Origin of the sequence: Paenibacillus lignilyticus (assembly GCF_017942085.1) — a bacterium.
Lineage (GTDB): Bacteria > Bacillota > Bacilli > Paenibacillales > Paenibacillaceae > Paenibacillus_Z > Paenibacillus_Z lignilyticus.
On the sequence record NZ_JAGKSP010000001.1, the window covers coordinates 808,516 to 822,382 of the forward strand.

A 13,867-nucleotide genomic window follows, 5' to 3' on the forward strand; every position below is an offset into this window, starting at 1 on the left:
TCGTAAAATACGCTTGTCAATCCAAATCGGCTCCCTCACCCTCTGTTCTGCTTATTACCAAGCACGAACCCAGCTAATTTTGGATATCAATATGAAACAGACAGCAAGCAGACAGAACGCGCAGCCGTTAACCAGCCGCATGAGTCCGATATGAAAGCTTCCCCATTGCACAATCGCGAATAGCGCCGAGATTGCGAAGCCGATGGCAAGGCCTAATAGCCGCGAACTGACCATTTTATGCTTAAATCCGTCAGGGAGCCCTTGCAGCTGAACCTCGGCCTTCTCGGAAGACACGCCAAGATTCACCACCGCAAAGCCAAAGCCTGCGCAGGACACCGCAAAGGTGATGACGGATGAGTCGCTGCCGCTCCAAGATAATAGACAAACCGACGCGAACATGCATAGCAACAATCCAATAGGGATGGAAGACCAAGCTGATCGAGCGAGCATATTATCCGGAATGTAGGCTCCAACGCATAGCATGATGCCGGTAATGAGGTTCAATCTAAGCCCTCCGATAGCGCATACCCGGCAGAAACAAATTGTACCGTACAGAAGAAATGGGAGGCGAAAAGCGCGATTAGAAGCCGGCGATGCCGCGGACCATGCAGATTATTAATAGCTGAATGCCGTCGTATAGGCTTCATCTGAACATCCTCCGTTTATCTTCGAAGATTCCAACCGTCAGCGCCATATTTATCTATCGCAAGCTGGTTGGCCAATTCCGTTTCGAACTCCGTTAAGCTGCCGTTGATGAGTTCGGATTCCAGCCCTTGAGCAAATCCGATGCGAAAAGCTTCCTCCACATCCGTAATCGTTAGCGGCAGTTCCCCTTTCCGCCGCAGACAGGTATTTATCGCGACTGCTTTGCGCTCGAATAATTTTCTCATCAGCCTTTTTTCCGTCTCGTCGTCGAAACGCAAAACACCGTATAACAGATCCGCATCCAGTTCAATAAGGATGGAGCCGTGCTGGAGAATGACTCCTTTGGTTCGCATTTGAGCGCTTCCCGCGATTTTCTTGCCTTCAACGACAAGCTCATACTTGGAAGGAGCATCGAAACAGGCAGCCGACATCAGCTTTCCTCCCGAAGCACTGCACGCGGATTGATCCGCCAATACATCAGCCTCCATGTCTTCCATACCCGACATGTTCGCGGCTAAACCTAACTTGCGAAAGCCAAACAGCAGTCCCATGCTGAGAACGCGATAGGCTTCAACTACGCTGCTCGGAATGCCGGGATAATTCTCGGAGACGATGAGGCTGTAGGTGAGCTCTTGATCGTGAAGCACCGCACGTCCGCCGGTTGCCCGCCGGACGAAGCCGAGGCCATGCTTGTGCAGCGCATCAAAGTCGACCTCGGCAGCCTTCTGAAAACAGCCAATGGACAATGTCGCAGGACTCCAGCCGTAGAATCGAACGGTCGGCGGAACAAGTCCCCGTTCATGAGCAACGACGATCGCTTCATCGATGGCCATGTTCTCTGCCGGCGTCCGATTCCCCGTGTGTACGAACCTCCACATCGCAATCACATCCCCAGAGCCAGGTTGTCGGCCTCGAGCATGGCTTCGCCGATAATTTCGGAGAGCGTCGGATGCGGATGAATCATTCGGCCGATATGCATCGAGGTTGCCTTCACAAGCTGCGCAAGCGATGCTTCGCCGATGAAGTCCGTCACATGCGGTCCGATCATGTGAACGCCAAGGACATCCCCGGTCTTCTCGTCCGCAACCACTTTAACGAAGCCGTCAGAGTCACCTAAAACCAGCGCTTTGCCAATCGCCTTGAACGAAAACTTGCCTATTTTGACCGAATGCCCGCTTTCCACCGCAGCCTGCTCAGATAGTCCGACACTGGCAAGCTCGGGACGGCTGTAGATGCATTTCGGAACGGAAACAGCCTCTGGCGAATGAGCGTCGAGTCCGCAGATGCTCTCTGCCGCCACCACCCCTTCATGACTGGCAACATGGGCGAGCTGCAGACCGCCGACGACATCGCCGATTGCATAGACATGTGGATCGTTCGTCCGCATGGATCGGTCTACCGCGATGACCCCCTGCTCGATCCGCGCCGCCGTTCGTTCGAGTCCGAAGCCTTCAATATTCGCCGCTCGTCCAACAGAAACAAGCATACGATCTGCCATCAGCGTCTCGATCTTGCTTCCCCGCGAGACCTGCAAGACCACGCCTCCATCGTCCGCCAAAACGCTGCCGGGAAGCAGCATTGCGCCTGTCAACGTTTTGATCCTGCGTTTCGTGAACAGACGCGCCAGTTCGCGGGACAAGTCCTCATCTTCCGTTGGCACGATCCGATCTGCCGCTTCGACGATTGTTACTTGCGCGCCGAAATCGTTCAACATCGAAGCCCATTCAACGCCAATGACGCCCCCTCCGACGATTACAACAGAAGCCGGGACGGATTCCATGGCAAGCGCTTCATCACTGCTCATAATCCGCTCGTTTACCGGCAACCCGGGGATACGACGGGGACGTGATCCCGTAGCCACAATGAGATCACGATAGCCGATGCTTATTGGTGGTTCACCTTCCGCAATGCCGCTGCTCTTTACTTCAATAACGCCATTGCGATCACTCGTAATGGCAGTATTCGCAATCATACCCATGCCTTCATAGACATCGATCTTATTCTTCTTCATAAGGAAGCGTACGCCGCTCTCGAGCCGCTCAACGATAGCATCCTTTCGGGCAAGCACATTACTATAATCAAGTTCGATCCCGTGCACGCGGATTCCGAAGCTTGAGCTGCGCTTCATGGTCTCGTAGAGCTCCGCGCTGCGCAGCAGCGTTTTGCTGGGAATGCATCCCTTATGCAGACAAGTGCCGCCCAGCTTCTCTTTCTCGACCAGCGCAATGCGTTTGCCCAACTGGGCAGCTCGGATGGCGGCTACGTAACCGCCGGGGCCGCCGCCCAAAATAACGATATCATAGTCGTTCATAGTAACACTCCCCCTACAGCACTGGCTGCCTTCGCGCGCTCGGCTTGCTCGCGGGCGTGATAGGAGCTTCGGACGAGCGGTCCTGCCTCGACATGGGCGAAACCAAGCGCAAGTCCCTCCTGCTTGAGTACTTCGAATTCCGTTGGATGATAATAGCGAACGACATCCATATGCTTGGACGTAGGCTGCAAATACTGCCCAATCGTCAGAATATCGCAGCCGGCTTCCCGCAAATCGCGCATGGCTTCAATAAGCTCTTCCTTCTCCTCCCCCAGCCCGACCATCAAGCCGGATTTCGTCGTCTGACTTGGACGAAGTTCCTTGGCCATGCGGAGCACAGACAGTGAACGGACATATTTGGCCTTTGCGCGCACTTTGTCCGAAAGCCGGCTCACCGTCTCGAGATTGTGGTTCAGCACATCCGGCTTCGCTTCCAGCACGACAGCGAGCCGATTCTTGTCACCGCCCAAATCCGGGATTAGCACCTCGATGCTCGTTAGCGGGTTTTCCAAGCGCACAGCCACAATGGTCGCAGCAAACATCGTTGCACCGTGATCAATCAGATCGTCACGGGCGACGGAAGTGATGACGACATGCGCAAGTCCCATCTCGTTGACGGATTGCGCCACATGCCGGGGCTCCTCCAGATCGAGCTCTGTCGGCTGGCCCGAGTTCACGGCGCAGAACCGACAGGCGCGCGTGCAAATTCTCCCCAAAATCATGAATGTTGCCGTACGCCGACTCCAACACTCGAATATATTCGGGCATTTCGCCTCCTCGCACACCGTATGCAGCTGGCGGCCGCGCATCATCGATTTGATCTCTTGGTATCCGTTTCCTGCATGAAGCGATATTTTGAGCCACTCCGGCTTGCGTACCCTTGGCTTCGGCATCTTGCGCACCTCCTTATTTGGATGCAACGAACGCCCCGTATCGCTCAGCGCTCCAGAGCGCGGCCACCACTTCCGCCGCTTCGCCTTCCACCTCGACCTCGATAATCCAGCCTTCTCCATACGGGTCTTCGTTCACTTTTTGCGGTTCGTCCAGCAATTCCTCGTTCACTTTCACGACCGTTCCGCTAACAGGGCTGAACAGATCGGATACGGTTTTTACCGACTCGATCGTACCCATCGGATAGTTCGCCTCAAGCGTTGCCCCCACTTCCGGGAATTCCACGAACACAATGTCGCCTAACTGACATTGCGCAAAATCGGAAATCCCGATTCGAATGACGGCTCCTCGCGCCTCAGCCCATTCATGCTCCTCTGTATAGCCCAATCCTGCTCTCACTTCACTCATGTTCAACTTCCTTTCCGTTATAGGGTAGTTAACTGCGGTTGTCCGACTCTGCCACCCAACATCTGCAAAACCGGCGGCATCTAGGCGCTATTGAGGACCATCGCTGCATATACTTTAAGAGAAGGATTTAGTTCCTCGCCGAAGCATACGGCCTTACCCGCGATGATATGCATAAGCGGTTCTCCTTGCATGCCGGGGAAGCAATAAAAAGAGACAGAGAACCGGCTATGCGCCAAGTTCTCTGTCCCGGGTACCTGAGAGTTTAAACGGTCCAAGATCCGCTCTTACCCCTTTGGTGGCTATTCGCTCTCTCCAGAGTTGCGTCGAATGGCGGTACGTTTACCTGAGAGATTAATCTTCGGCCGGCCGTCGACTTGCTCCTTCGGTGCCTCCGGAACGGTTCGCTCCTTCAGTCTCTCCCTGCCATCGTCATCCGCTTATTCGGTTGTTGATGGGTTTAGCTTAAAACAGAATTATAATTTATGTCAATATACCTAACATATTATTAACATTTTTTTATTTTTGTTGACACAACCTGTTATTTGCATGTAAGAATAGAGGATAACAACTAAATAAGCGGATGATGATAAAGGGAGAGATCGCCAACAAGCAAGATTTCGGCGGCGCCGAAGGAGTAAACCTTACATAGGTGAATCTCTCAGGCAAAAGGACCTTTATCGGACGCACCTCTGGAGAGCATCCCGTTCGCGGGATCACCCACGGGGAAACTTATGTTCCATCTTTTTCAACCGGACATAGGGTAACTCTCAGGTACAAAGGACAGAGCAAAAAGGAAACGCAGTCAGCTTCGGCTGAGAATGCGCTCCCTTTTTGTTGCTGTCCTTCTTTGCGTTACGATCACGAATTCGAGGAGGAGAGTCAAGAATGGCCGATTTGAAAAGAACCCCGTTGTACCCGCTCTATGCCGCTCATCCGGAGGTCCGCTGCATCGACTTCGGCGGCTGGGAGCTGCCCGTCCAGTTCTCCGGCATTCAGAAAGAACACGACGCTGTTCGGCAGCGCGCCGGTCTGTTCGATGTCTCCCATATGGGAGAATTCAAGGTGACCGGCCTATTCGCAGAGCGCTTCTTGCAGCTGTTGACGACCAATGACGTCACGAAGCTCGCCGACGGCCAAGCGCAATACTCACTGATGTGTTATCCGGATGGAGGCGTCGTCGACGACTTGCTTGTCTATCGAATCACGGCCGATCAGTTCATGGTCGTCGTGAACGCTTCGAACATCGATAAGGATTACGAATGGATGCGCAGTCATTTAATCGGGGATGTCCTACTCGAGAATATCTCTGATCAGCTTGCCCTACTCGCCTTGCAGGGACCGTCAGCCGCTGCCGTCATGGCTGCCGCCGGCGCCGGTACCGACGTCCTCGAACTCCCTCCTTTCCGATTCGCACCAAGCACCTCACTCGCGGGAGTGGATGCGTTAGTTTCGCGAACCGGCTACACGGGCGAGGATGGCTTCGAAATCTATGTTCAGGCAGACCGAGCCGGCGACGTCTGGAAAAGGCTGCTCACAGCCGGCGAACCGCTCGGCTTAATCCCTTCCGGACTCGGCGCTCGTGACACCTTGCGCTTTGAGGCGCGATTGCCGCTATACGGTCAAGAGCTCTCGAACACCATCACGCCTCTGGAAGCCGGAGTCAGCTTCTTCGTCAAGCTCGACAAAGAGGTCTTTATCGGCCGAGAAGCGCTGGTCAAGCAGAAGGAAGATGGGCTGTCACGCAAGCTTGTCGGCATCGAGCTGATTGACCGCGGCATCCCCCGCTCGCATTACCCTGTCTATGCAAACGGCACATTAATCGGAACCGTCACGACAGGCACACAATCACCGACGCTGAAGCGCAACCTCGGTCTCGCTTTGATCGATGCGAACTTTGCCGCTCTCGGCACCGAACTGACAGTTGAAATTCGCGGCAAACAGTTAAAGGCCAAAGTCATCAAGACCCCATTTTATAAAAGACTTCCTAAGGAGTGAAATGCATGGCTAATATACACCGCTACATCCCCATAACCGATCAAGACCAAGCCGATATGCTCGCAACGATCGGCGCGGCATCGATCGAAGAGCTGTTCCGAGACATTCCGGAATCCATCCGTTACCGCGGTACGATGCCGATGTCCTCCGCGCTTGACGAATTCTCCCTGCTCGAGCATATGAAGGAGCTTGCCGGACGCAACGCCGACACCGACCGTTACAAAAGCTTTCTTGGTGCGGGAATCTATGATCACCACTTGCCTGTCGTTATCAATCACATGATCTCTCGCTCTGAATTCTATACGGCATATACGCCTTACCAGCCGGAGATCAGCCAAGGCGAGCTTCAAGCCATCTTCGAGTTCCAATCGTACATTTGCGAGCTGACTGGCATGGCTGTCGCAAACGCGAGTATGTATGACGGCGTTACCGCTTTGGCCGAAGCAGGCGCCTTGGCCGCAGGAGCGACGAAGCGAAACCGGATCGTCATCTCGCGTACCGTCCATCCGGAAGCCCGTGAGATGGTCCGCACGATGGCTCGCGGCCTAAACCTGGACATCGTCGAAGTAGGCTTTACGAACGGCGTTACGGATCTGGACGCCCTACAGGCAGCCGTAGACACCAAGACCGCCGCCGTGCTCGTGCAATCGCCGAATTTCTTCGGCGCGGTCGAGGATCTAGCCGCCATCGAGCCAATCATTCACCATGTTAAAGGACTGCTTGTTGTCAGCAGCAATCCCTTGTCGCTCGGTTTGCTGGAGACACCGGGCAAGCTCGGAAGCGACATTGTCGTCGGCGATGCGCAGCCGCTTGGCATCTCGCAATCGCTCGGAGGACCGACCTGCGGGTTCTTCGCCGTCACCGAGCCGCTGATGCGGCGGATGCCGGGCAGGATTGTCGGCCAGACCACGGATATCGACGGAAAGCGCGGCTTTGTTCTGACGCTGCAAGCTCGGGAGCAGCATATAAGGCGGGAGAAAGCGACTTCCAACATCTGCTCGAATCAAGCATTGCTTGCTCTATGTGCTTCGATCTACTTGTCGACGATGGGCAAAGAGGGCTTGCGCGAGGCCGCTAACTTGAATTTACAGAAAGCCCATTACGCAGCCGATCAGTTTGCAAAGCGCGGCTTCGAACTCCCCTTCTCCGCTCCGTTCTTTAATGAATTTGTCGTGAAGCTGCCGACCAGCGTTTCCGTAAAGGAAGCGAATCTGAAGCTGCTTGCCGCCGGCTTCCTCGGTGGCTGCGACCTTGAGTTTGCCTACCCGGAGCTGCAAGGTCATATGTTAATTGCCGTGACGGAGAAACGTACGCGCGCGGAAATCGATCACTTTGTCGCGAGACTGGAGGAAATGGCATGACAACACATTTTAATGAGGGCGATTCTACCATTGCTCTACAGAACGATAAGAGGAACATGTCATTGAAACCGGCCAAATCGCTGATATTCGAGCTCAGCAAACCAGGACGCGTCGCTTATTCCCTCCCGCCTTGCGATGTACCCGAATCGGATCCTTCTGCCTTCATTCCTGCCGAAATGCTAAGACAAACGCCTGCACAGCTTCCCGAGGTTTACGAGGTCGACGTAATCCGTCACTACACCGAGCTGTCCCGGCGCAATTTCGGCGTCGATAACGGCTTCTACCCGCTCGGCTCCTGTACGATGAAGTATAATCCGAAAATCAACGAAGATACCGCTCGTTTCGCGGGCTTCGCCAAGATTCACCCCTATCAGCCGGAAGAGAGCATCCAAGGCGCACTCGAGCTGATGTATGTGCTTCAGAACGACCTGGCTGCACTGACCGGCATGGATCAGGTTACGCTTCAGCCGGCTGCAGGCGCCCATGGCGAATGGACCGGGCTGATGATGATTCGCGCTTACCATGAAAGCCGCGGCGATGTACGCACCAAAGTGATTGTTCCGGACTCCTCGCACGGAACAAATCCTGCCAGTGCCACCGTCGCAGGCTTCGAAACCATCACCATCAAATCGAATGAGCACGGCATGGTCGACCTAGGCGCGCTGCGCGCAGCTGTCGGCAAGGATACCGCAGCGCTCATGCTCACAAATCCGAGTACCCTCGGCCTGTTCGAGGAACAGATCGTTGAGATCGCAGAGATCATCCATGAGGCTGGCGGCCTGCTCTATTACGACGGAGCGAATTCGAATGCGATCATGGGCATCACCAGACCCGGCGACATGGGGTTTGACGTTGTCCACCTTAATTTGCACAAGACGATGAGCACGCCGCACGGCGGCGGCGGCCCGGGAGCCGGCCCTGTCGGCGTGAAAAGCACGCTCATACCGTTTCTGCCCAAACCTCTTGCCGCCAGACGCGATGACGGCACCTATTACTTTGACTACGACCGTCCTGAGTCAATCGGCCGGGTCAAAGCGTTCTACGGCAACTTCGGCATTCTTGTACGGGCATATACGTATATTCGGACCTATGGACCGGAAGGACTGCGCCGCGTCTCGGAATGTGCGGTTCTCAATGCCAACTACATGATGCACCGGCTCGCTCCTCATTTCGAGCTTCCTTACCCCGGCGTCTGTAAGCATGAGTTCGTGATGTCGGGTCGCGGCCTGAAGGAGCACGGCGTCCGCACGTTAGACGTAGCCAAGCGGCTGCTCGACTTCGGTTACCATCCGCCAACCATCTATTTCCCGCTCAACGTCGAGGAATGTATCATGATCGAACCGACCGAAACAGAGAGTAAAGAGACACTCGACGGGTTTATTGATACAATGATCCGAATTGCCGAAGAAGCACGCACGAATCCAGCCATTATACTGGGCGCACCTTATGATACCGTCGTACGCCGACTGGACGAGACGACAGCCGCCCGCAAACCGGTCCTCAACTGTGCGTGCAGCTAATCAGTCGCGCATAGGACAAATCCGATGAATGTAAAGCTAAGCCAATAACGAAAAAAAGCTTAATCCGATCTCCTCTGCGAGATCGGATTAAGCTTTCATTTCTATTTCAAGCTGGTTTTTGCCGTTCCTTCTCGAGGCGCGCCGATAATGAAGACCGAACGATATCGAATGAGCAAATATACAAGCAGAGCGGCTTGCGGAATAACCGTTTCAAGCGTCGGGTAAATGCCAAGGACATTCACGGAGATGCTTCTCGAAATGGAATGCGCCGGTACCCAGGTGGCCACTTGAAGCGAATGAATGCTTTCGCCGATGAAACGGAACACCAGCAAGTAGATGAATGCCGAGGACGTCAGGAAGAACGGACGAAGCGGCAGCTTCACGCTGTACTTGATCATCAATAAGGCAAGAATCCCAAGCAGCACCGCAGCGATCCCGAGCAGCATCTGCATCGGATCAATGGACGGGGACATGCCGACATAGAATATAGCCGTTTCTGCGCCTTCGCGGAAGATGGAGAGCCCCGATACGACAAACAAGGACCATAAGCTGCCTCTTGCCAAGGCTCCTCCCACCTGCTTATCAATGAAGGCATTCCAAGCGCGAAAATCCCTTCCCGTCCTTCGCTGCAAGATCGACCTTATCCCGCTCATTCTGACTTCCAATCGGTGCTCCGCTGTGCCGATGACGGCCGAAGGTGTCTTCTTGATCCTTAAGCGTAGAGCGATCCCACACTTCAACGCGAATCCGAATCCGCCTGACAACCATATAGCTTCCCCCAGCCATCCAAGGAGCACCATCGGTTTGCTCCGGCCCAAAATACTTCAACGGTTTCCATCAATGCGCGAAGTGCCTTGACATCACTAAGAAGTCGATCCGCGTACTCTGTCATGCCGTCCGTGGTGTTATCGACCCACAACGCTTTCTCAATGCGATGGAATCCGCGCCATTCCGCATCAGCTACATCGCCTTCGTGTGCATGAAATTTACATAAAATCTTACTCATTCCGGCATCGACAAAAAAGAGCCCGCGCTTGCGCGCTGGCTCCCTTTACTTAATAATGCCTGTACTTTTAATATGGACTTGGACTTCCGGCCTTATCTTCACTTCCTTGTATGCTTTCTTCCAGTCGATAGTTTTCCACAGCTTGGAATGATGGGCCTTAAGCCTTCTTCCGATGCCAAACGCATCGCAATTCGCCTGCTGCAACTTGCTTGTTACGCCCATGGCGCGTTTATTTAAGTATTCAGTAATTTCCTTCTTCACTTGCTCCCGATCGATTTCTTGGCCTAGATGGTTCGGAAAACTGCTAATAACGCCATAGAGATCTACCTTTACGACAAACTCGATCTCTGACGTTTTTTTATTAACAGCTAAACGGACAGCTCGCTTCATTTTTCTCGTTTGTAAGGTAAGCAAGCTATCGTCTATGGGAATGTCCAAGTTGGCAAATGTGTTCAATTTGCCGAGCAGGAGCAATAATAATATGCTGTTATCATTAGACAAAGAGACGCCTGAATATTTATCGCCATCGAATAGTCCGACACTGTCAACGACTAGCGCTTTATTACCTAATTTATAGATGATAGGCAGAATCATGTCTTCTCCCGGATCAAACAGTTGACTCCAGATCGAATACAGCGTTTGATCCGGAGCGACTGTCGAACGGACTGCTCCGTGAATCAACTGCATAATGCCAAAGGCGATAGGGCTATTGTCAATCTTTTTGAACGATAAAACTTCAGCCCCGACCCCCTTACTTATAAGAATATTCGAATTCAGATATCCTTTCGGATTGCGGTAAAAATATTCCAAAGGTGCTAATAAACCTTGTTTGGCGAGTTCTTCTCCAACGATGATAATATGTGTTTTGGTGGCTTCGACGGTACCGGGAAGCATGCTGTCAATTTTCCTTCCTACACTATATGTCGATTCCCCGGTTGCTTGCATCTCTTGATCTTTTACATCGAATTGGCCGCCGCCTTTACTCTTCAGCTGGATGGCTCTGATTGTCATCATTAAGGAGTTGTCTTTGGCAATATCAAGGCTAAGTCCGTTTACCATTTTTTTAGTGGATAAATATTGGCTGTCCCAACATCCTGTAAGGATCATCGAGCATAATAAGATCCAAACCGTTAGCAATACTCCTCTTCTCATGTTGAACCGACCTCTGCATTATTTTTAACAAGGAAGGATCCCAGCCACAACAACACCGGCACTGCTGCAATCATAACTAAGTATCCATATTCCAGCCATTTACTAAAGGAATCGACATTTTCAATTGTCGATAAATACCACGCTGCAGTGAATACGATGCCCCCGCTGAACCAAACCAGTTTTCGATAGGAGCTTTCTTTGGCGGTTATGGTCTTTCCGGCGACACATAAATAAGAAACAATCGTGGCGGTCATCGGAATAATCCAAATTGTTAAGAAAATAAGGTCTAATCGATCAAACAGCTGATAGGACAACCCTTTTAAAATAAACAAGACCGGTTCATTCACCGAATCTAACGCCTTTGGAGTAATTCCGATCAGGCAGATGAAAACAAAGTAGGTATAAAAAAACGTAACAAAGCAATTGGCTAATGAAATTAAGGTAAACATGCCTTTCTTATTATCTTGTACATGGGAAAAGAAAAATAGTGTCACCTCAAACCCAAGCATGGAGAAGAACGTTTTGTCGCTTCCCCTAAACATTTGCAGCATACCTGAATGGCCTATAGGCAATATATTCGTAATATGCACACTATTCTTAAAGTTTAAAATGCTGATTAGAAGCAACACAAGGAACAGCATGGAAGCTAAGACAAAAAACCTAGCGATAACACGTAAATTATCATGGGCCAAATAAACGCTCGTCCCGACGATAAGCACAAGCAGCACCCACCCGGGAGTTAAGGGCAGCATCCAAGTATGGATCAGCTCTACGTAGAGTGAACATGCATACGCCGCGATGAATACGAAGAAACCAAAATAGACGAGATTGATCACTTTTCCCACATATCGCCCAAGCAGGCGATTTGTAATTTCGCTCAAGGTTTCATTCGGAAATTTCTTGAGCAGCCGCCAATAGACGAATAGCAAAATCTGGATAATTGCTCCGGCCAAAAGAACCGAAATCCAAGAATCTCCATTCGCAATGCTCTGAATTTCAGAGGGCAAGGATAATAAGCCTATTCCAATCTGCGTTTTGATAATCAAAAAAAACAATTGGGTTTTGCTTATGCTCATTTTCATGGACGCTTCCACCTCCCTAATATCGTCTGTTTAATGAGGCCGAATTCCGCTTTTCGCGAGCTTTTATTAACCATCCACAGTGGTAGTCTGAGCAACACATCTTTAAAATTCTCTTTTCCTTGAAACGGACCGAACGGCGCAAAATACGGGATTCCCAATGTTTCGATTTTGCAGAGATGAATAAAGATCAGCATCAGCATTATGGAAATGCCGAAAAAACCGAACAAAGATGCAGCTATCATCATGGGAAATCCCAATACCCGAAGACTGGTTCCAAATTCGTTGACTGGGTTGCCGAAAGACGCAATTGCCGTCAGCCCAATAACAACGATCATCGTGTTCGAAACCAATTGAGCTTCCACCACAGCGGTACCAATGACTAAGCCTCCGACAATACCGATCGTTTGAGAAATAGGTGAAGGCAGCCTAATCGCGGCCTCCTTCAGCAGCTCCAAAATGATTTGCATGACAAGCGCTTCTAAAATAGGCGGTAGAGGAACGTACGTTAACGCCACCTTTACCGAATAAAGAATGCCGATCGGCAGCACTTCAGAATGATACGATACGGTAGCAATATAGATAGCTGGCAAGCAGATAGCTAATAGAAAGCTGACTAAACGAAGCAACCGGTAAAAGGACCCGATAATCCAGCGCCTGTTGTAATCATCCGGTGTCTGAAAAAAGGAGAAGAACGTAATAGGCAGTATCAAAGCAACAGGACTTCCATCGACGATAATTGAGATTTTGCCTTCCAATAAATAAGCTACAGTCCGATCCGGCCTCTCGGTCTGCAGGGCTTGGGGAAATGGCGAAAGCGGATGTTCTTCAAGCATCTCATCAATGTTTTCTGTGGAATACAGATATTCCAGATCGATTGCGGAAAGTCTTTTCTCGCATTCTGCAACGACTTTGGGATCCGCAAAGCCATCCATGTAAATCATCGCGACTTTTGTATTTGTCACACGGCCCAGCGTAAGGTACTTCACTTTTAATTTTGGATTCGTCATGCGAGTGCGAAGCAAATATAGATTGGTACTCAAGCTTTCGATAAATCCATCATGTGCTCCCTTGATGATCTGCTCGCCTTTGGGTTCCTGTATGGCTCGGTCTTGCGATTTTGCTACGGGTATCGCGATTGCGGTCGAGTCGCTTTCCGTTACAATGACGCAATGTCCTTCAAGCATATATTTTCCGATTAGGATTAGATCGGATGACTTTTTGACTTCAACTGCAGTTAACTTCTGCTCGATATCATCGGGACTGGGTTCCAGCAATGCATCGATGACAAGCGTTTGAATGGAAGCCGATTGTACGAGTGACTCCAGATAAATCAAAGCGCAGGTTTGATCTGCCCAAGTGAGCATCTGAAGCTTCAGATCTTCCGTTTGTGCGAAATAGTTCTGAATCTGTGAAATCTTCTTATTGAGATCTCCGGATTCTAATTCAACGGATTGTGGTTTACCGGATTTCCGAATTGTTTTCTTGAAGCGAAACAT

General features: G+C 51.4%; 14 protein-coding genes, 1 pseudogene and 4 riboswitches. Of the genes and pseudogenes, 3 read left to right on the top strand and 12 right to left on the bottom strand.

The annotated features are described in order from the left end of the window. Positions 1-54 precede the first annotated feature (54 nt). From I8J30_RS03490 to I8J30_RS33520, 6 genes are all read right to left on the bottom strand, one after another. Positions 55-504 (bottom strand): hypothetical protein, encoded by a 450-nt coding sequence (locus tag I8J30_RS03490; RefSeq protein WP_210655391.1) that lies wholly within the window; start codon positions 502-504, stop codon positions 55-57. Positions 505-662: 158 nt separating this feature from the next. Then, positions 663-1,529: a lipoate--protein ligase family protein gene (locus I8J30_RS03495; RefSeq protein WP_210656075.1), complete on the bottom strand. Its 867-nt coding sequence runs from the start codon at positions 1,527-1,529 to the stop codon at positions 663-665. After that, positions 1,529-2,956: a dihydrolipoyl dehydrogenase gene (lpdA, locus tag I8J30_RS03500; protein WP_210655393.1), complete on the bottom strand. Its 1,428-nt coding sequence runs from the start codon at positions 2,954-2,956 to the stop codon at positions 1,529-1,531. The genes I8J30_RS03495 and lpdA overlap by 1 nt, the downstream gene beginning before the upstream one ends. Beyond that, positions 2,953-3,858, bottom strand: a complete 906-nt coding sequence (gene lipA, locus I8J30_RS03505) for a lipoyl synthase (RefSeq protein WP_338044812.1) — start codon at positions 3,856-3,858, stop codon at positions 2,953-2,955. The genes lpdA and lipA overlap by 4 nt, the downstream gene beginning before the upstream one ends. A 4-nt stretch (positions 3,859-3,862) precedes the next feature. Beyond that, entirely contained in the window at positions 3,863-4,255 is a 393-nt protein-coding gene (gcvH, locus tag I8J30_RS03510) for a glycine cleavage system protein GcvH (protein WP_210655397.1), read from the bottom strand. Between the two features lie 80 nt (positions 4,256-4,335). After that, entirely contained in the window at positions 4,336-4,530 is a 195-nt protein-coding gene (locus tag I8J30_RS33520) for a hypothetical protein (protein WP_420831197.1), read from the bottom strand. Further along, a riboswitch (glycine riboswitch) is annotated at positions 4,495-4,573 on the bottom strand. Its footprint overlaps the gene before it by 36 nt. 3 nt (positions 4,574-4,576) lie before the next feature. Continuing rightward, a riboswitch (glycine riboswitch) is annotated at positions 4,577-4,688 on the bottom strand. 147 nt (positions 4,689-4,835) lie between these two features. Then, a riboswitch (glycine riboswitch) is annotated at positions 4,836-4,939 on the top strand. A gap of 3 nt (positions 4,940-4,942) precedes the next feature. Further along, positions 4,943-5,041, top strand: a riboswitch (glycine riboswitch). A 99-nt stretch (positions 5,042-5,140) separates the two neighbouring features. On the opposite strand from I8J30_RS33520, the gene gcvT reads away from it, so the two are divergent. Genes gcvT through gcvPB form a run of 3 tightly spaced genes read left to right on the top strand, consistent with a single transcriptional unit; the run spans position 5,141 to position 9,131 of the window. Beyond that, the gene (gene gcvT, locus I8J30_RS03520; protein ID WP_210655399.1) at positions 5,141-6,250 is read left to right on the top strand and encodes a glycine cleavage system aminomethyltransferase GcvT; all 1,110 of its coding nucleotides are present in this window, start codon (positions 5,141-5,143) and stop codon (positions 6,248-6,250) included. A 5-nt stretch (positions 6,251-6,255) separates the two neighbouring features. Further along, positions 6,256-7,611, top strand: a complete 1,356-nt coding sequence (gene gcvPA, locus I8J30_RS03525) for an aminomethyl-transferring glycine dehydrogenase subunit GcvPA (protein WP_210655401.1) — start codon at positions 6,256-6,258, stop codon at positions 7,609-7,611. 56 nt (positions 7,612-7,667) lie between these two features. Beyond that, a complete protein-coding gene (gcvPB, locus tag I8J30_RS03530; RefSeq protein ID WP_210656077.1) occupies positions 7,668-9,131 on the top strand; it encodes an aminomethyl-transferring glycine dehydrogenase subunit GcvPB in 1,464 nt (487 codons plus the stop codon). A gap of 101 nt (positions 9,132-9,232) precedes the next feature. Here gcvPB and I8J30_RS03535 read toward each other — a convergent pair whose 3' ends face one another. The 6 genes and pseudogenes from I8J30_RS03535 to I8J30_RS03560 form a co-directional block, all read right to left on the bottom strand. After that, complete coding sequence (locus tag I8J30_RS03535) at positions 9,233-9,784, bottom strand: FTR1 family protein (protein ID WP_338044793.1); 552 nt, start codon at positions 9,782-9,784, stop codon at positions 9,233-9,235. Beyond that, a pseudogene (locus tag I8J30_RS03540) lies at positions 9,741-9,932 on the bottom strand (iron uptake transporter deferrochelatase/peroxidase subunit); the annotation flags it as partial. The pseudogene I8J30_RS03540 and the gene I8J30_RS03535, both read right to left, overlap by 44 nt. Beyond that, positions 9,868-10,137: an imelysin family protein gene (locus I8J30_RS34155; RefSeq protein ID WP_210655409.1), complete on the bottom strand. Its 270-nt coding sequence runs from the start codon at positions 10,135-10,137 to the stop codon at positions 9,868-9,870. The pseudogene I8J30_RS03540 and the gene I8J30_RS34155, both read right to left, overlap by 65 nt. A 45-nt stretch (positions 10,138-10,182) precedes the next feature. After that, a complete protein-coding gene (locus I8J30_RS03550) occupies positions 10,183-11,289 on the bottom strand; it encodes a Ger(x)C family spore germination protein (RefSeq protein ID WP_210655411.1) in 1,107 nt (368 codons plus the stop codon). Next, the gene (locus I8J30_RS03555; protein WP_210655412.1) at positions 11,286-12,371 is read right to left on the bottom strand and encodes a GerAB/ArcD/ProY family transporter; all 1,086 of its coding nucleotides are present in this window, start codon (positions 12,369-12,371) and stop codon (positions 11,286-11,288) included. Before I8J30_RS03555 ends, I8J30_RS03550 begins: the two co-directional genes overlap by 4 nt. After that, positions 12,368-13,867 carry a spore germination protein gene (locus I8J30_RS03560; protein WP_210655414.1) on the bottom strand — a complete coding sequence of 500 codons (1,500 nt, stop codon included), beginning with the start codon at positions 13,865-13,867 and terminating at the stop codon, positions 12,368-12,370. The genes I8J30_RS03555 and I8J30_RS03560 overlap by 4 nt, the downstream gene beginning before the upstream one ends.